The sequence below is a fragment of the Sphingobium sp. TCM1 genome (assembly GCF_001650725.1).
In the GTDB taxonomy this organism is placed as follows: Bacteria; Pseudomonadota; Alphaproteobacteria; order Sphingomonadales; family Sphingomonadaceae; genus Sphingobium.
Genome location: NZ_LXVX01000005.1, coordinates 133,394 through 150,178, shown reverse-complemented (window position 1 = coordinate 150,178; position 16,785 = coordinate 133,394). Strand labels below are relative to the sequence as shown.

Genomic DNA, 16,785 nt, shown 5'->3' with positions numbered 1-16,785 from the left:
CCGTCTCGGCGAACGGGAACGCCGCGTCTCGCGAGCGTGTTTTGCGCATTTTTGAATCGAAGTGCGTCAAATCATGGTTCGACGATCATTCGCCACGGTCAGCCGCCGACCGTCAATTCCTCATAACAGGCCTGCGCCTCGGGCGCGGGGCCGCGCCGGGCCGGCAGCTGGATCACGCGGACCACCCGCACGCCGCTGGGATGGGGGAAGGTGATGAGGTCGCCCGCGCGCACGGGCGCGTGGGAGCGCTCCACGCGACGGCCGTTGAGGCGGATATGCCCGTCCTCGGCCAGCTTCTGCGCGGTCGACCGGCTCTTGGACAGGCGCGCGAACCACAGGAATTTGTCGATCCGCAGCGCCGGTCCATGGCCGGAGCCCGCGTCAGCCATTGCGGCCCAGCAACTCGGCGAGGCCGGCAAAGGCGTTGTTGGCGGGCGCGGGGCTGCCGCCGGCCGAAGCGGTGCGCGGCCGACCGCCCTCCTTCTGGCCGCCATCCCTCTGTCCACCCTCCTTGCCGGGGCGACGGTTGCCGCCCGGCTTGCCGCCGCGCGGCTGCTGACCATGCTGGGGGCGATCGGTGCGCGCCTTCTGCCGGCCCTTGAACGCCCAGTTGGCGCCCGCGGGAGGCGCGGCGGCGGCGACCACGTCGTCCCCGCTCTCCGTCGCCTCTGTCACTTCAGCCGCTTCCGTTTCGGACGCCGGCGCCGCGGCCGGGGCGACCGGGCGGAAACCGGCAAGGCGCATCAGTTGCAGGAAGGAGGGTTCGCTGAGACCCAGCGAAACGATCTGCGGGCTGAGCGCCGTGAAGGCTTCATTCTTCGCGATCGCCTCATGCGCGGCGCGGGCCATGCGTTCGGCCATGTCGATCCGCAGCATCTGATCGCCAAAGCCGCGGAAACCGGCGATTCGCGCACCCATCTGCGCCGGCTTCTCGCCCGCCGGGATCAGCGTGAGGCCGGGGCCCGGCAGCGGCAGGCAGGGCTTGGCGATGCGCGCCGCCAGCAGCGCCGATCGCCAGCGCGCGGCGCCGGGCTTGAGCAGGCCATGATGATAGATATCGAGCACGCCGATATCGATGCCCGCCTTGCGCAGCAGATGGCGCTGATCCTTGTCGAGATGGCCCAGCGCCGAATCGAGTTCGGTCCGCGCGATCACGCCGCCAGCATCGGCCAACTGCGCGAAGACCGCGCGCACCACCGGCGGCACGGCCGGATCGGCGGCGCTTTCGACCATCTTGACCAGCGGCAGCAGATGCTTCTGCTTCTGACCCTCGAACCAGGCGGCGAGGCGCGCCACGACCTGCTTCTGCACATCCTGGCCCAGGCCCAGCAATGCACGATCAAGCCGGATTTCGGGCGCCAGCAGGGTCGGCCCCGCCAGCAGGGTCGCCACCGGCGTCTCGCCCCAGGCGATGCCCGGCGCCTGTCCCGCCTCGTCCAGCAGCGCAAAATCCGCATCCGCCGCAGCAACCAGTTCGTCAGCCTTCACTCGCAATACCTTTCCAAGGCGCCGTTCCGCGGCCGCCAGCAACATCTTTCGGTCCTGATGCCGCGTAGCGGGATCAACCGAGAATCGGAAGCCGTCAAGTCGTCCGATCGTCTCGCCATCGACACAAACGCTCCCGTCCGGCTCTACCGTGACCGGCAGGGTGCTGGCATTCTGGCCGATGTCGCGCAGCAGAACGGAGGTGCGCCGGTCGACGAATCGCTGCGTCAGCGCGGCATGGAGCGCATCCGACAACTTCTCCTCCAGCGCGCGGGTCCGCTCCGCCATCTCGGCGGGATGGGCCAGCCAGTCGGGCCGGTGCGCGATGTAGGACCAGGTCCGCGCCGCCGCGATCCGGCCCGACAGCGTGTCGATGTCGCCCTGCACCGAATCGAGCCGGGCGAGATTCTGCGCGAACCAGTCGCGCGGGATATGGCCGGTCCCTTCGGACAGGAAGCGCCAGATGCGGCCGACGGTGCGGGCATGATGCTCCGCGCCCAGCTTCTGGAAATCGGGCAGGCCGCTGGCCGCCCATAACCGTTCCACCTGCCTCTGCCCCCTGGCGCGTTCGATGACGAGGGGATCGTCGGCCAGCCGTTTCAGCACGGCATGGTCCACCGCTTCCGGAGCGGCACGCAGTTCGGGGCGCTCGGGCTTCTGTTCCAGGTCGAAGAGCAGATGGTCGAGCCGGTCGGTGCGCGGCGTGCCGTTGCGCCAGAATAAGTGTTCCACCGGCGGAAAGCGGTGCGCCTCGATCGCTTCGATCTCCTCGGGGGTGAAGGCGGCGTCGCCATCTTCATGGCCCAGGCTGCCGAAGGTGCCATCCTTGTGATGCCGGCCGGCCCGCCCGGCGATCTGCGCCATCTCGCTGACGGTCAGGCGCCGGGTGCGCCGGCCATCAAACTTGCGCAGCGAGGCGAAGGCGACATGGGCGACATCGAGGTTGAGCCCCATGCCGATCGCGTCGGTGGCGACCAGATAGTCGACCTCGCCATTCAGGAACATCTGCACCTGCGCGTTGCGGGTTCGGGGCGACAGGGCGCCCATCACCACCGCCGCGCCGCCCCGGAACCGGCGGAGCATTTCGGCCACGGCGTAAACCTCCTCCGCGGAGAAGGCGACGATGGCCGAGCGCTTGGGCAGGCGGGAGAGCTTCTTCGCGCCGGCATAGGAGAGGGTGGAAAAGCGAGGGCGGCCGATGATTTCCACGTCGGGCACCAATGCCTTGACGACGCGGCTGATGGTCGCGGAGCCAAGGATCATCGTTTCCTCGCGCCCACGCGCGCGCAGCAGCCGGTCGGTGAAGATATGGCCGCGCTCAGGGTCCGATCCCAATTGCGCCTCGTCCAGCGCGACGAAGGCGAAATCTTCCTTCGTGCCGCTTTCCCGTCCTCCACCGATTGTTTGTGCGGCTCCGGCCTGCCGGCCTGCGCCGATCGGCATGGATTCCGCCGTGCAGAGGAAATAGCGCGCTTGCGGCGGCACGATCTTTTCCTCGCCGGTGACGAGCGCAACCTGTTGCGGCCCCTTGATCGCGACGACGCGGTCATAGACCTCGCGCGCCAGCAGGCGCAGCGGAAATCCCATCATGCCGCTGCTATGGCCGCACATCCGCTCGACGGCGAGGTGGGTCTTGCCGGTGTTGGTCGGTCCCAGGACGGCAGTGACGGAAGAACGGGCGAACTGGGCCATATCCGCCCTATGTCGGGGATGGAACGGCACGGGGCAAGGAGATTCGGCGGTTCCCGCCGCTTTGCCGAGCCTGTCGGGCCGGCGGCACGATTCGTCGCACGACCGAGTCGATGCGCCCCATCTTAAATTGACTTTAACCCTGCCCGGTTCACAACGGCCGCCCCGACGCATAGAGCGGGAATGTCGGGTCGGCGGTGACGATATCACCCTTGGGGGTCGCGGGTTTGTTTCAGGATAGCCAGTTCGGGTCTCAGCAGGGCGGCGCGTCCATATCCCTGTGGCTCGCGGACTCGCTACGCCGCGAAGCCCCGCCGCGGCCGCAGGACTGGCGCAGCCGGTTGCGCGACTGGGCCGACGAAGTGGACCTCGTCCCCGACCTGGGCCAGCGCATCGGCAGCCTTACCTGGTTCCGTGGCCTTGCCACCTGTTTCGGCCTCTGCGCCACCGCCCTCTACCTGTCCCCCGGTTTTCAGCCCGTACCCGGCGCGCCCGGCCCGACGCTGAGCGACGCGCATTATGACGAGGTGCGCAGCCAGATGATCACGCCACTGGCGCTGGGCGCGGACAGTGGCCGGCACATGGGACCGACCGATGCGGTGCAGCCGCTGCGCCAGACGCCCGAGCGCCCGCAGATCGAACTCAACGCCCAGGTCGGCAGCAGCGACACCCTGCCCCGCGCCCTGTCGCGCGCAGGGGTCAGCGGCGGCGATGTCGCGACCGTCATGGCGATGGTCGGCGGCGACATCGGCGCGGGCGTGAAGCCGGGCACGCGGCTCGACATCGTGCTGGGCCGCCGCGCCAGCCGCGACCGCCCCCGGCCGCTCGACAAGCTGGCCTTCCGCGCGCGGCTCGACCTCGGCGTCGAACTGACCCGCAATGGCAACGTACTGTCGGTGAAACGCATCCCCATCCGCGTCGACAATACGCCGCTGCGCATCCAGGGCGTGGTCGGCGAAAGCATCTATCGCTCGGCCCGCGCGGCTGGCGCCCCGCCCAAGGCGGTGCAGGCCTTCCTGCGCGTCATCGCCGGCCAGGTCGACCTGGGCGGTATCGGTGCGGGCGACCGTTATGACATCGTCACCGAATATCGCCGCGCCGAAACCGGCGACGTGGAGGTCGGCGAGCTGCTTTATGCGGGCCTGAAGCGCGCGCGCGGCAAGGCGATCGACATGCTGAAATGGACCAGCAACGGCCGCACCGAATGGTTCGAGGCGTCAGGCGTCGGCGAACGGCGCGGCGTGCTCTCTTCGCCGGTGGCCGGGCGCATGTCGTCGGGCTATGGCCAGCGCCGCCATCCGATATTGGGCTATACGCGGATGCACGCCGGCATCGATTTCGCCGCCCGCTACGGCTCCCCCATCTATGCCGTGACCGACGGCGTCGTCGGCTTCGCCGGGCGGCATGGCGGTCATGGCAATTATGTCCGCATCCAGCATGGCGGCGGCCTCGCCACCGGCTATGCCCATATGAGCCGCATCGCCGCCGTGCCGGGCCAACGGGTGCGGCGGGGCCAGGTGATCGGCTATGTCGGATCGACCGGCCTGTCGACCGGGCCGCATCTTCATTATGAGCTGTATCGCGGCGGCGCGACGGTCAATCCGCTGTCGGTCAAGTTCACGACGACGGCGCAGCTGGCCGGTCGAGACCTGACCGCCTTCCGCGCGCGGCTGGCCCAATATCGGAGCCTGCGCGTGGGGCTGCATGACGGTTTCGCACAGGCGCCGTCGGCCGTGCCGGTGGCGAAAGGCAAGTAGATTTCCGTTCGGGGCCGGGATGCAAAAGCCCTTCCCGCCTCTCCGCCACTCCGCTAACGCGCGGCGATGACAGGTTCCGTTACCGCCATCCTGCTCGCAGGCGCGCGCCCCATTCCCGATCCGCTGGCGCTGGCCGCCGGCGTGCCGGTCAAGCCGCTCGCCCCGGTCGCGGGCGAGCCGATGATCAATCGCCCGGCGCGGGCCTTGCTCGACCATCCCGCCATCGACCGGCTGATCGTCCTGACCCAGCGGCCCGACGTCTTTGCCGCCGATCCCGCCACCGCCTGGCTCGCGGCGCATCCGCGCGTCACCTTCGAGACGGGGGGGCAGGGAATCGCCTCCTCGCTGCTGGCGCTGATGGCGGCGGACGACCTGCCCTTCCCGTTGCTGCTGACCACGGCCGACCATGTGCTGCTCGACACGGCGATGCTGGACCAGTTCGTGGGCGAAGCGGCAGGCGCGGACATTGCCGTCGCCATGGTGGAGCGGGCGACGCTGCTGGCGCGCTATCCGCAGTCGCGGCGCACCTGGCTGAAATTTCGCGACGGCTGGTGGTCGGGCGCCAACATCTTCTGGTTCGGCAGCACCAGGGCGCGCCCGGTCATCGCACTGTGGCAGGAGGTGGAGCAGGACCGCAAGAAGGGCTGGAAGATATTGTCCGCCTTCGGCCCGGTCGCGCTGATCGGCGCGCTGCTGCGCATATCGACACTGCGCGGCGGGATCGCGCGGATCGGCCGGCGCTTCGGCCTTGCCGCGCGGCTGGTGGCGATGGACAGCCCCGAAGCCTGCATCGACGCGGACAAGCCCGCCGACGTAACGCTGATCGAATCGATCCTCGCCCGGCGTTAGACAGACTCTAGCCCCCGCTTGTCACGGCCCGGCGGCTGGCGAGGCCCATCATCGTGAAGCCGGCGAGCGATGCTGCGATATTCGCCATCGCCGCACCCTGCGTGCCGTAGAGCGGCAGCAGCGCGGATTGCAGGCCGAGCAGCAGCAGGGTCGAAACGAAGGATATCCGCAGCGACAGGCCAGCCCGGTCAGTCGCCATCAGCAGCGGGCGGTAGCTGACCCCGATCAGGTCGATGCAGGCGGCGACGCCCAGCATCAGCAGCAGCGGATAGGCCGGCAGGAATTCCCGTCCCGCGATCAGCCCCAGCAAAGGATGGCCGATCATCAGGATCAGGCCGATGATGACCGCGCCGACCACCAGCGCCAGGCGGTTCGTCCGCCGGAACAGGGCGCCCAGCGCTTCGCGCCCGTGGCTGCTGGTCCGCGAGAGTTCGACGAAGATGCTGCGCGACAGGAGGCTGGAAATCTTGGTCAGCGAATTGGCGAGCTGGTTGGCGAGGCGATAGAGACCCGCCCCGGTCGGGCCGACGAAGGCGCCGACGATCAGCACCGCGACCTGCTGCCCGATGGAGGACAGGCTGGTCTGGAGGTTGGTGGCGGTGAGGAAGCCGATGATGCCGGGATTTTCGGCACGCGCATCCAGCGCACGGCCTGCGCGCCAGTCGCCGATCCGCCCGCGCCCGACCCGGAACGCCAGCCACCAGTAGCTCAAGGCGCAGAGCAATTCGGCAAAGGCCCAGGCGATCAGGAAGCCGGTGATGCCGGGCATGAGCGCCAGCGCGACCAGCGCGCCGATCATGCGGCCGACAGGGATCATGGTTTCGGCGAAGGCAGCCGAATCGAACCGGTCGAACAGGCGCAATATGCCGGTGGGGCTGGATCGGATGGTGATCATCATCACCATGCAGAACAGCCAGACCTGCCAGCCCATGCCCGGTCCCAGTTCCAGCGCCCGGCCGAAGAAGAGGATGATAGCCGCCGCGATTCCACCGCCCGCTACCGCCGATGCAAGGTCGATCAGGATGCAGAAGCGCAGCACGCGATTGAGCGCGTCGCCATCGTTCGCGGCGAGATGGGGCTGGCCATAGCGCACGACGATCTGCCAGCTGTCGAAGCTGACCAGCGCCTTGATGACGTTGGCGGCGCTCAGCACCAGCGCGAAGCGGCCGAAATCGGCGACGCCGAGCGTGCGGGTGACGATGGCGAGATAGGCGAGGCTGAGCACCGCGCCCACGCCCTTGCCGCCCAGCAGCCAGCCGGTATTGGCCAGGATGCGGGCGAAGCCGTCGCCCGCCGCGCCCGATCCGCGCTTGAACATCACTATGACTGCCGGCCTTTCCGTCATGGCATCGCAGAGGCATGGCATCCGTTCGTCCGGGCTCGGCCCGAATGGCGTGCTGCTCTCCATGCGCGCTTTAGGCGAGCGCCGGGTCGAGTGCAAACGCCGCCTTTTTTTGGGCAAAATTGCCCGTTAACAGCGCGCCCATGACCATCAGCAAAGCCATCATCCTGTCCGCCGGCCAGGGGTCGCGCCTCCTGCCGCTGACCCGCGACATTCCCAAATGCCTGATCGACTTCAACGGCCGCAGCCTCATCAGCTGGCAGGTCGCGGCGCTGGCGGCCAATGGCGTGACCGACATCGTCGTCGTCACCGGGTTCCGCACCGAGCGGGTCGAGGATCATGCGCTCCAGATCTACCGCGAAAGCGGCGTGCGCATCCGCACCGTGTTCAACCCCTTCTTCCAGGTCGCCGACAATCTGGGCACCTGCTGGATCGCGCGCGAGGAAATGCACCGGGACTTCATCATCCTGAACGGCGACACCATCGTATCGGACGAGATCGTCGCCCGGCTGATCGCAGGCGCGCAGGATGCAATCACCGTCACCGTCGACGTCAAGGCGAAGGGTGAATATGATGATGACGACATGAAGGTGAACCGCGATGCCAGCGGGCGCCTGCACGCCATCGGCAAGCGGCTGCTGCCGCCCGACACCAACGCCGAATCGATCGGGATGCTGGCCTTCACCGGCGAAGGTCCGGCGATCTTCCGCAACCAGATCGACCAGATGATGCGCACGCCCGAAGGCGTCGAACGCTGGTACCTCCGCGCGATCGACATCATCGCCAAGGGCAATCGCGTCGGCACCGTCTCGATCGAGGGGCTGGACTGGCAGGAGGTCGACTTCCCGCAGGATGTGGAGGCGGCCAAGACGCTGACCGCCGCATGGGTGGCCGAGGGGCGCTACGCGAAATAGGATGGACGGGCCGATCCGGCGTCCTGCGACGCTGCACTTCCGCCCGCACCGCCCAAAACCGGCCCTACATCCCCGGCAACAATATCCTCATTGACCTTCGCGCGCGGCAGGCATAGCAGGACCGCGCTTTTCCAAACGATAGAGTGCCCAGACAATGACCTATGTCGTGACCGACAACTGCATCCGCTGCAAATATATGGATTGCGTCGAGGTCTGCCCCGTGGACTGTTTCTACGAGGGCGAGAACATGCTGGTCATCAATCCCAACGAGTGCATCGACTGCGGCGTGTGCGAACCGGAATGCCCGGCCGAGGCGATCCTGCCCGATACCGAGAACGGCCTGGAAAAGTGGCTGGAGCTGAACACCAAATATTCGGCCGAATGGCCCAACATCACGGTCAAGGGCGAAGCCCCGGCCGACGCCGAGGCGATGAACGGCGTCGAGAACAAGCTGGAGCAGTTTTTCTCGCCCGAACCCGGCTCCGGCAACTGATCCGGGCGGCCGCGCGCCGCTCCTTATTGCGTCCCATATTGCGGTGCACCCCCAGACTTTGTGTCCAGGGGTGGTAATTTTGTTACGAATCTGCTAAATAACGCCGCAACGGCCGGAATGCCCCCCTTATTCCGGCCTTGGAGAATAAGCTTCATGTCCTGACGGGTCGCGCCGCGGACTTCCCGGCAGATGGCCTTTGTGCATCTGCTCCGCGACGTCCCGTTCCCCGGTTGAATTGGAAAGGTATCAAATGGCTGCCAAGGCGCTGTCCTTTGACGTTGGTGATTATGTCGTTTATCCCAAGCATGGCGTAGGCCGCGTGATCGAGCTGCAGAAAGAGCAGATCGCGGGCATGGAACTGGAGCTCTATGTGCTCCGGTTCGAGAAGGAGCGCATGACGCTCCGCGTTCCGACCAACAAGGCCGAAGGCGTCGGGATGCGCAAGCTGTCCTCCAACAAGACGCTGGAGGAAGCGATGGAAACCCTGAAGGGCAAGCCCAAGGTGAAGCGCACCATGTGGTCCCGCCGCGCGCAGGAATATGAAGCGAAGATCAATTCGGGCGACCTGGTGTCGATCGCCGAAGTGACGCGCGACCTGTTCCGCGCCGACGACCAGCCCGAGCAGAGCTATTCGGAGCGCCAGATCTTCGAAGCGGCCTCCAGCCGCCTTGCCCGCGAACTCGCGGCGATGGAGGAGACGGACGAGCCGAGCGCGCTCAAGAAGATCCTGCGCATCCTCAACGAAGCCGCGCCCAAGCACGTCAAGGTCGAAGGCTGACCATTCCGCCGAGCCGACCACGGCAGGCCGATAAAGGAAAAGGGGCGTTCCGATCGATCGGGACGCCCCTTTTTACTGTTATTCCGGTGGGCCGGTCGGAACCTACTCGCCCTTGACGCTGCCAGCGGCGTCCTTGGCCGCGTCGCCGACATCGCTGGCGGCCTGGCCGACCTGGGTCGCGGCCGTCGACACCGCATTGTCCTTGTTCGTTTCGCTGCTGATCAGGAAGAAGGCGGCCACAGCCACCACGACCACCAGCAGCAGGACCGCCAGCGTCATGCCGCCGCCGCTGCGCTTCTCGATCACCGTCGTCGTCGTTGCCGGACGCTCCTGATAATCGGCCATATGTCACTCCTCCTCGTCACGCCACCCGGCCGGTTCAATGCGCGAATGCGGGGCAATGTTCCGGGGAGGATCGACCGGCATCAGTCCTGGACGGGGACGAAGGCGCCCTTGGCTCGGTCCTTCACCACCTGGTCGGCGCGGAACACCGATCCGCTCATGGTGATATAGACGCCCGGCTCGGCGACCTGCGCGGTGGCGAAGGCCATGCCGAGGTTGAAGCTCGCATCGCTTTCACCGAAACGCGCCGGGGCAAGCGCGCCGACCAGCACGATCGTCTTGCCCGCAATGTCCTTCAACTGCTTCGCCGTCTCGGTCATGGTGTCGGTGCCATGGGTGATGACGATATGGCGTTCGGATGCGGCCGCGACACGGGCGTAGATCAGCGCCCGGTCCTGATCGTCCAGTTCCAGACTGTCCTTGCGAGTCACTTCCTCTATGCGGAAAGGGCGCTTCACGCGGGCGACCTCCAGCAGCTTGGCCATCACCGTCTCGCCGACCTGATAGTCGGACAGGGCGTCGAAATAGATTTTGTCGATCGTGCCGCCGGTGGTGAGCAGCAGGATCGGGGTTTCGGGGGACAGCATAAGGGGACTCCGGGGTCGATTTTCGGGCGCTTTAGCTGAAAAGCGTCCGGGCCGGAACGCCCTTATTCCCCGCGCGCCATCGCTTCGCCCCGGTCGCGCGCGGCGCCAAGCGTATCAGTCAGCAGCGCCAGCAGCCGGTCGTCGGCGTCGAGGACATTCAATCCCTCGCGCGTCATGCCGCCGGGACTGGCGACCTGATCGGCGAGCGTCGCCGGGCTTTCCGCCGCGCGGCCGGCCATCTCGGCCGATCCCCGCACTGTCGCCAGCGCCATGCGCGCGGCCTGGTCAGCAGGGATGCCGATCGCTTCACCCGCGCGCGCCAGTGCGTCAACGAAGCGGAACAGGAAGGCCGGGCCGCAACCCGACAGCGCCGTCACCTGATTGAACAGGCCTTCGTCGGCGATCCACTCAGCGAGGCCCAGCGGCTGGATCAGGGCGTCGATGTCGCCCCTCGCCTCGGCCGATGTCGCCATGTCGGTAAACAGCGCGATCACGCCCTCTCCCAACCCCACGGGCAGGTTGGGCATAGCCCGGACGATGTCGCCCGCGGCCGGAAAGCGGCGGCGCAGTTCGGCGAGCGTCGTACCGGCCAGGATCGAGACGAGCCGCGTGTCCGCCGCGCAGAGCGGCGCCAGCGCGGCCGCGACATCGCCGATCTGATAGGGCTTCATGCCCAGCAGCACGGTGGTGCCCGCAGGCAGCGCTGAAGGATAGTCGGTCACGACGGCAACCCCGTCGGCCACCGGCCGGCCACTGGGCCGAAGCACCGTGACGCGCGCGGGGTCGAGACCGCAATCCAGCCAGCGGATGAGCATCTGCCCCGCCATGTTGCCGCAACCGACAAGGAACAGATGATCGGGCCAGACAATCGACATGGGGCGTCTCAGGCTTCGCCGCGCGTTTCGATGAGGCTGGCGGAAATCGCCTCGCTGGGCGACTTGCCACCCCAGAGCACGAACTGGAACACCGGATAGAAGCGTTCGCATTCGTCGATGGCGGTTTCGACCAGCAATTGCGCCTGGTCGAGCGTCAGCGTGCCGCCCGCACCCAGCAGCGCGCCGTGGCGGAACAGGACGATGCCGCTCGACGACCAGAGTTCGAAATGGCCGATCCACAGCTGTTCGTTGATCAGGCCCAGCGTCTCATAGATGGTGCCGCGCTTTTCCTCCGCCACCCGGATGTCGGGCAGGGCCAGGAGCTGGAGCACCTGATCCTCGTCACGCCAGATGCCGCGCAGTTCATATTGCGCCCATGAACCCTGCGTGTTCGCGACGATCTCATCCTCGCCGACCTGCTCGAAGCTCCAGCCATGCGCCTCGAAATAGGCCGCCAGCATGTCGATCGGGGCCGCTTCCTGGCCGCCATGTTCAAATTCGTCGCTATCCATCATCGCCGGGCCTTATCACCGCATAGGGCGAAAGGACAGATAGGATCAGCCTGCGTCACCCGGCGCGGGCTTGGCCGTCCTGGCGCCTTTGGCGACAGGTTCGCCCGCCTTGCCTTCCAGCGCGTCGAGCCGGGCCTTGAGCAGTTCGACCTCCTCCCGCGCCGCGGCGGCCATCGCCTTGACCGCGTCGAATTCCTCGCGCGACACGAATTCCATGCCGCCGATCCATTCCTTCGCCCGCTCGCGCGCGTTGGATTCGAACTCGCGCGTCATGCCCGCCACCGTGCCGGCGGCGCCGTTCACCAGCTTGGCCAGATCGTCGAAAAAGCGGTTCTCGCTCTGCATTGCTCTATCCTCATTGCGGCGCGTCGGGCGCGCCAGACATTCATATCTGGGTCTTGAGCGCCGGAGCGACAAGGGTCTCGGCCTCAGGGTTCAGGCGGCCGATCTCATAATTGAGGAAGGAGGCGAAAGCCAGCCAGCAGAGATAGGGCAGCAGAAACAGGCCCGCGAAGCGACGGATGCGCCAGAACAGCGCGATCGTTGCGGCCACGACGAGGATGAGGGCCAGCAGCAACGCCAGCGAGCCGCCGACCTGGTGCCAACGAAAGAAAAGCGGCGACCAGGCGAGGTTCATCAGCAACTGGACCAGGAACAGCGCGATCGCGGCGCCCCGCCCCCTTGCCCTGCGTGCGTCCAGCACGATCGCGAAGGCCAGCGCCATCAGGATGTAGAGGATGGTCCACGCGACGCCGAAGGCCCAGCCGGGCGGCATCAGCACGGGCTTTTCCAGCGCGTCGAACCAGCGATTGCCATAGCCGCTATTGGCGAGCCTGCCCGACAGGAAGCCCAGAAAGACGATGGCGGGCACCGTCACCAGCGCCCAGCGCAGATAGGCGAGACGCAACTGACCCTGGGACGCAATCTGGTTCATCGACGGCAACAACCCCCACGCATGTCACTCGGCCGGTTCGGGCGAATCCTTGAGCGCCGATTCCAGCTTGCGGCTAACGGTTTGCGGAGAAACCGTGCGCTTGGCAACGCGGGAATAGAAGATCGGGATCAGGAACAGGGTGATGAGCGTCGCCAGGCTGACGCCGAACACCACGACCACGCCGATCGAATGGCGTGCCGCCGCCCCTGCCCCGCCCCGGATGACCAGCGGCACCGCGCCGATCACAGTCGCGATCGAGGTCATCAGGATCGGCCGCAGGCGGCGCGTCGCGGCCTCGCGAATGGCCTGCGCGATCTCCAGCCCCTCGTCGCGCAGCTGGTTGGCGAATTCGACGATCAGGATGCCGTTCTTGGCCGCCAGCCCGACCAGCATGACTATGCCGATCTGGCTGTAGAGATTGATCGTCCCGCCGGTGATAGCCAGCCCGATGACGCCGCCGGCCACCGCCAGCGGCACGGTGGCGATGATGACGCCGGGATGGATGAAGCTTTCGAACTGGGCCGCCAGCAGCAGGAAGACAATGACGATGGTAAGGCCGAACACGAGCCAGATCGCGCTGCCCGTCTCGCGCAGCGACTGGCTTTCGCCGCGATAGCCCAGCGCCAGCACTTCGGGCGACTGGCGCGCCTGCTCCTCCAGCCAGCCGAGCGCTTCGCCGAGCGAAGTACCCGGCGCCAGCGCCGCCGTCAGGGTGATGGCGCGCAGCTTGTTGTAGCGGTTGAGCTGGCGCGGCCCCGCCACTTCCTTGACCGTGACCAGCGTCGACAGCGGCACCAGAACCCCGGTGCGCGACCGCACATGGATGCGCTCCAGATCCGCCAGCGTCTCGCGCCCTTCATCCTCCGCCTGGACCAGCACGCGATATTCCTCGCCCCGGTCGACATAGGTGCCAACCCGGCGCGACCCCAGCAGGCTTTGCAGCGCCTGGCTGACATCATCGACCGAAACCCCCAGGTCGCCGGCGCGGGCGAGGTTGGTTTCGATCCGCATCTGCGGCTTGCTTTCCTTGTAATCGCTGTCGAGGTTGATGAGTCCGGGATAGTCCGCAGCTGCCATGACGATGCGGTTTCGAGCGGCCACCAGGCCTTCATAGGTGGATCCGGCCAGCACGATATTGACCGGCAGGCCACGCCCGCGCCCCAGCCCCGATCGCGGTGCGGCATTGCCGCGCACGCCGGGCTGGTCGGCGATCACCTTGTTGATGACGGTCGCGACCTGCGCGGTGGTGATGGTACGATCCTCCCACGGACGCAGGAAAGCGATGATGTTGCCGCCGTTGAAATCGTCGGTCGCGCCAAAGCCGGCGGGCGTGCGGATGACCAGGTTCTGAAGCGTGCCATCCTTGCGCAGATAGGCGAGATCATCCTCGATCTTGCGCATATAGGCCATCATGCGATTGAAGCCGGTGCCTTCGGGTGCGCTGATCTGGGCTTCGACCACGCCCGTATCTTCGGCCGGGGCGAGTTCGCTGGGCAGGCGGGTGAAGAAGAAACCGCCGATCGCAAGGAAGATCAGCACGCCGGCCAGCGGCAGCAGCGGCCGGCGCAACACTGCGTCGAGCCAGCGGGCATAGCCGTCCTCCAGTCGCTGGAAGCGGGCATCGACCCAACGCGCCAGCCGGCCGCGCTCGGCGGTCCTGAGCAACTTGGAACAGAGCATCGGCGCGAGGCTGAGCGAGATGAAGCCGGAGAAGGCGATCGCCGCGATCATCGCGATGGCGAGTTCGCGGAACAGAAGCCCGGTCTGGCCGGCGAGGAACATGACCGGCACGAACACGGCGCACACGACGAGCGTGGTGGAGATGATCGCAAAGCCCACCTGCCGGGTGCCGAGATAGGCGGCGACCAGCGGGTCTTCGCCCTGTTCGATGCGGTGATAGACATTTTCCAGCACGACGATCGCGTCATCGACCACCAGCCCGATCGCCAGCACGAAGGCGAGCAGGGTCAGCAGATTGATCGACAGGCCGAGCAACCACATCACCGCGCAGGTGGCGAGCAGGCAGATGGGCACGGTGATGGCCGGGATGATGGTGGCGCGCACCGAGCCGAGGAACAGGAAGATGACGAGGATGACGAGCAGCGCCGCTTCGATCAGCGTGTCGTAGACATTGTCGATCGCGCGTTCGATGAAGAGGGATTCGTCGGTGCCGATGGCGACCCGCATCCCCTGCGGCAAGGTGGGCTTCAGCTCCGCGATCAGCGCCTTGGCCTTTTGCGCGACATCGAGCGTGTTCGCGCCCGACTGGCGGATGATGCCGATGCCGATCGCCGTCCCCTGGTTGGAGCGGAAGCTGCTGTAGGGATTTTCCGCGGCTTCCTCGATCCGGGCGACGTCGCCGAGCTTTACCTGATAGCCGTCCGTCCCGCGGCCGACGACAAGTTGCGCGAACTGGTCGGGCGTGGCGAAGGGGCGTTCGACGCGCAGGGTCTGGTTCTGGTCCCGCGATTCGAAGCGGCCGGCCGGCAATTCGACATTCTGGCTGCGCAGCGCCGTTTCGACATCGGCCGGCGTCAGGCCGAAGGCGGCGAGCCGTTCGGCGTTGAACCAGACCCTGGTCGAAGGGCGCGCTTCCCCGCTGATATTGGCGCGGGCGACTCCATCGATTGCGGCGAAGCGATCGACGACGTTGCGGTCGAGATAGTCGCTGATCTGGATGGGCGACCAACCGGGCCGCGAGAAGGCGATGAAGAGGATGGCGCGCGCGTCCGAATCCACCTTGCGGATTTCGGGCGCCAGAGCGTCCTCCGGCAAATCCTCCGTCACCGATCCCACGCGGTCGCGCACGTCGTTGGCGGCGCTGTCTATGTCGCGCGAGGGGTCGAATTCGATATTGATGTTGGACGTGCCGTCCTGCGAGGTCGAGGTGATCGTCTGGATGCCCTGCACCCCGGCCACCGCATCCTCGATCAACTGGGTGATGCGGGTTTCAACCACCGATGCCGCCGCGCCGGTATAGCTGGTTTCGACTGACACGATCGGTGGATCGGTGTCGGGATATTCGCGCACCGACAGGCTGATGTAACCGACGACGCCGACGATGCAGAGCAGCACCGCGACCACGGCGGCGAAGACCGGGCGGCGGACGGACAGGTCGGACAGTTGCATGGCTTCAGCCCGCTGCCTTGGCGGGACCGGGCTTGTCGCCGGCCAGCCGCACCGTCACCCCGTCGGTCAGCTTGACCACGCCTTCGGTCACGACCTTCTGCCCGGCCTTCAGCCCCCCGGTGATTTCGACGAGGCCGTTCTGGCGGATGCCGGTGTCGACCTTCACGCGCTTTGCGGTGCGATCCTCCAGCACGAACACGAAACGCTCATCGCCATCGCCGACAACGGCCAGTTCGGGCACCGCGAGCGACTGGCGCTGGCTGGCGAGGACGCTGACGGTCAGCAACATGCCCGGCTTCAGCGCATGATCGGGATTGGGCAGGATGGCGCGCACCCGGATGGCGCGGGTGGCGGGATCGATCACCGGGTCGATGGTGGCGATCATGCCGGCAAAGGGCCGATCGGGCCATGCGGCGGAGACCGCCTTGATCGGCATCCCTTCCCGGAGCAGCGACAGCCGGGTTTCGGGAATGGTGAAGTCCAGCTTGATGCGGCTGATGTCGCTGACCGTGGCGATCGCGGTGCCGGCGGTGACGATCGCGCCGGGCGATACGGTGCGCAGGCTGACCCAGCCGGCGAAGGGCGCGCGGATGACGCGGTCGCCGATCGAGGCGCGGGCCAGGTCGGCATTGGCGCGGGCGGAGTTGGCAAGCGCGGTCTGCTGGTCGAGCGTCGCCCCGGTGGCGAAGCCGCGCGCCTTCAACGCCTGGATGCGCTGGAGCTGCTGGCTCGCCTGAAGCGCGGTCGCCTCGGCCGAGGCGAGTTCGGCCCTTTCCTGCCCCACGGCGAGGGTCGCGATCACCTGCCCCTTCGCCACGAAGCCGCCGTCCGCGAAGTTGAGCGCGGTGATCCGCTCCGTCACCGGCGCGGACAGCACCACCTGTTCATTGGCGAGCGCGGTGCCCACCGCTTCGAGCGTGTCGGTGAAGCTGGCCCGCGCGATCGGACCAGCCTCCACCAGCGGCACGGCGCGCGGTTTCTGCTGTTTTTCGCCATTGCAACCGGCGAGGCAAAGGGCTGTGAGAATGATAGGCAAAAACGGGCGCATGGCAGAGGGCTATCGGGCCTTTCAACGCGACACAAGCTGACCGTTGGTCGC

The 16,785-nt window shown here is 66.9% G+C and carries 16 protein-coding genes; 5 read left to right on the top strand and 11 right to left on the bottom strand.

Translation table 11 applies throughout. The features are described from left to right. Window positions 1–98 precede the first annotated feature (98 nt). Together A7Q26_RS05095 and A7Q26_RS05090 are read right to left on the bottom strand one after the other, a co-directional pair. Window positions 99–389 carry an RNA-binding S4 domain-containing protein gene (locus A7Q26_RS05095; RefSeq protein ID WP_066857518.1) on the bottom strand — a complete coding sequence of 97 codons (291 nt, stop codon included), beginning with the start codon at window positions 387–389 and terminating at the stop codon, window positions 99–101. Next, window positions 382–3,177, bottom strand: a complete 2,796-nt coding sequence (locus A7Q26_RS05090) for a helicase-related protein (protein ID WP_066857516.1) — start codon at window positions 3,175–3,177, stop codon at window positions 382–384. Before A7Q26_RS05090 ends, A7Q26_RS05095 begins: the two co-directional genes overlap by 8 nt. Before the next feature lie 224 nt (window positions 3,178–3,401). Here A7Q26_RS05090 and A7Q26_RS05085 point away from each other — a divergent pair, with 224 nt between their 5' ends. Together A7Q26_RS05085 and A7Q26_RS05080 are read left to right on the top strand one after the other, a co-directional pair. Then, the gene (locus A7Q26_RS05085; protein WP_066858007.1) at window positions 3,402–4,931 is read left to right on the top strand and encodes a M23 family metallopeptidase; all 1,530 of its coding nucleotides are present in this window, start codon (window positions 3,402–3,404) and stop codon (window positions 4,929–4,931) included. Between the two features lie 66 nt (window positions 4,932–4,997). After that, window positions 4,998–5,780 carry a nucleotidyltransferase family protein gene (locus A7Q26_RS05080; RefSeq protein ID WP_066857513.1) on the top strand — a complete coding sequence of 261 codons (783 nt, stop codon included), beginning with the start codon at window positions 4,998–5,000 and terminating at the stop codon, window positions 5,778–5,780. 7 nt (window positions 5,781–5,787) lie between these two features. Here the strand turns inward: A7Q26_RS05080 and A7Q26_RS05075 are convergent, their stop codons facing one another. Beyond that, on the bottom strand, window positions 5,788–7,098 hold the full coding sequence (locus A7Q26_RS05075; protein ID WP_066857511.1) for a lipopolysaccharide biosynthesis protein: 1,311 nt from the start codon (window positions 7,096–7,098) through the stop codon (window positions 5,788–5,790). A 167-nt stretch (window positions 7,099–7,265) separates the two neighbouring features. Here A7Q26_RS05075 and A7Q26_RS05070 point away from each other — a divergent pair, with 167 nt between their 5' ends. The 3 genes from A7Q26_RS05070 (at window position 7,266) to A7Q26_RS05060 (ending at window position 9,307) form a co-directional block, all read left to right on the top strand. Further along, window positions 7,266–8,036, top strand: coding sequence for a phosphocholine cytidylyltransferase family protein (locus A7Q26_RS05070; protein WP_066857508.1), 771 nt, complete (start codon window positions 7,266–7,268; stop codon window positions 8,034–8,036). 154 nt (window positions 8,037–8,190) lie between these two features. Beyond that, on the top strand, window positions 8,191–8,529 hold the full coding sequence (gene fdxA, locus A7Q26_RS05065; protein ID WP_066857505.1) for a ferredoxin FdxA: 339 nt from the start codon (window positions 8,191–8,193) through the stop codon (window positions 8,527–8,529). A 250-nt stretch (window positions 8,530–8,779) separates the two neighbouring features. Then, window positions 8,780–9,307, top strand: a complete 528-nt coding sequence (locus A7Q26_RS05060; RefSeq protein WP_021317558.1) for a CarD family transcriptional regulator — start codon at window positions 8,780–8,782, stop codon at window positions 9,305–9,307. Between the two features lie 102 nt (window positions 9,308–9,409). On the opposite strand, the gene A7Q26_RS05055 is transcribed toward A7Q26_RS05060, so the two are convergent. From A7Q26_RS05055 to A7Q26_RS05020, 8 genes are all read right to left on the bottom strand, one after another. Continuing rightward, window positions 9,410–9,652, bottom strand: coding sequence for a hypothetical protein (locus tag A7Q26_RS05055; RefSeq protein WP_066857502.1), 243 nt, complete (start codon window positions 9,650–9,652; stop codon window positions 9,410–9,412). Window positions 9,653–9,732: 80 nt separating this feature from the next. Then, window positions 9,733–10,236, bottom strand: coding sequence for an asparaginase domain-containing protein (locus A7Q26_RS05050; protein WP_066857498.1), 504 nt, complete (start codon window positions 10,234–10,236; stop codon window positions 9,733–9,735). A gap of 62 nt (window positions 10,237–10,298) precedes the next feature. After that, a complete protein-coding gene (locus A7Q26_RS05045) occupies window positions 10,299–11,111 on the bottom strand; it encodes a pyrroline-5-carboxylate reductase family protein (protein WP_066857495.1) in 813 nt (270 codons plus the stop codon). A gap of 8 nt (window positions 11,112–11,119) precedes the next feature. Then, a complete protein-coding gene (locus A7Q26_RS05040) occupies window positions 11,120–11,626 on the bottom strand; it encodes a YbjN domain-containing protein (protein ID WP_066857492.1) in 507 nt (168 codons plus the stop codon). A gap of 42 nt (window positions 11,627–11,668) precedes the next feature. Further along, the gene (locus tag A7Q26_RS05035) at window positions 11,669–11,968 is read right to left on the bottom strand and encodes an accessory factor UbiK family protein (RefSeq protein WP_066857489.1); all 300 of its coding nucleotides are present in this window, start codon (window positions 11,966–11,968) and stop codon (window positions 11,669–11,671) included. A 40-nt stretch (window positions 11,969–12,008) separates the two neighbouring features. After that, window positions 12,009–12,557, bottom strand: coding sequence for a TspO/MBR family protein (locus tag A7Q26_RS05030; RefSeq protein ID WP_066858004.1), 549 nt, complete (start codon window positions 12,555–12,557; stop codon window positions 12,009–12,011). Between the two features lie 24 nt (window positions 12,558–12,581). After that, a complete protein-coding gene (locus A7Q26_RS05025) occupies window positions 12,582–15,686 on the bottom strand; it encodes an efflux RND transporter permease subunit (protein ID WP_066857486.1) in 3,105 nt (1,034 codons plus the stop codon). A 4-nt stretch (window positions 15,687–15,690) separates the two neighbouring features. Beyond that, complete coding sequence (locus A7Q26_RS05020) at window positions 15,691–16,734, bottom strand: efflux RND transporter periplasmic adaptor subunit (protein ID WP_066857483.1); 1,044 nt, start codon at window positions 16,732–16,734, stop codon at window positions 15,691–15,693. Window positions 16,735–16,785: the final 51 nt, after the last annotated feature.

Coding starts and splice junctions, on each gene's coding strand:
- A7Q26_RS05080 (WP_066857513.1), top strand. CDS start 4,998: ATGACAGGTTCCGTTACCGCCATCCTGCTCGCAGGCGCGCGCCCCATT.
- A7Q26_RS05030 (WP_066858004.1), bottom strand. CDS start 12,557: ATGAACCAGATTGCGTCCCAGGGTCAGTTGCGTCTCGCCTATCTGCGC.
- A7Q26_RS05050 (WP_066857498.1), bottom strand. CDS start 10,236: ATGCTGTCCCCCGAAACCCCGATCCTGCTGCTCACCACCGGCGGCACG.
- A7Q26_RS05075 (WP_066857511.1), bottom strand. CDS start 7,098: ATGTTCAAGCGCGGATCGGGCGCGGCGGGCGACGGCTTCGCCCGCATC.
- A7Q26_RS05095 (WP_066857518.1), bottom strand. CDS start 389: ATGGCTGACGCGGGCTCCGGCCATGGACCGGCGCTGCGGATCGACAAA.
- A7Q26_RS05025 (WP_066857486.1), bottom strand. CDS start 15,686: ATGCAACTGTCCGACCTGTCCGTCCGCCGCCCGGTCTTCGCCGCCGTG.
- A7Q26_RS05055 (WP_066857502.1), bottom strand. CDS start 9,652: ATGGCCGATTATCAGGAGCGTCCGGCAACGACGACGACGGTGATCGAG.
- A7Q26_RS05045 (WP_066857495.1), bottom strand. CDS start 11,111: ATGTCGATTGTCTGGCCCGATCATCTGTTCCTTGTCGGTTGCGGCAAC.
- A7Q26_RS05040 (WP_066857492.1), bottom strand. CDS start 11,626: ATGATGGATAGCGACGAATTTGAACATGGCGGCCAGGAAGCGGCCCCG.
- A7Q26_RS05035 (WP_066857489.1), bottom strand. CDS start 11,968: ATGCAGAGCGAGAACCGCTTTTTCGACGATCTGGCCAAGCTGGTGAAC.
- A7Q26_RS05090 (WP_066857516.1), bottom strand. CDS start 3,177: ATGGCCCAGTTCGCCCGTTCTTCCGTCACTGCCGTCCTGGGACCGACC.
- fdxA (WP_066857505.1), top strand. CDS start 8,191: ATGACCTATGTCGTGACCGACAACTGCATCCGCTGCAAATATATGGAT.
- A7Q26_RS05020 (WP_066857483.1), bottom strand. CDS start 16,734: ATGCGCCCGTTTTTGCCTATCATTCTCACAGCCCTTTGCCTCGCCGGT.
- A7Q26_RS05070 (WP_066857508.1), top strand. CDS start 7,266: ATGACCATCAGCAAAGCCATCATCCTGTCCGCCGGCCAGGGGTCGCGC.
- A7Q26_RS05060 (WP_021317558.1), top strand. CDS start 8,780: ATGGCTGCCAAGGCGCTGTCCTTTGACGTTGGTGATTATGTCGTTTAT.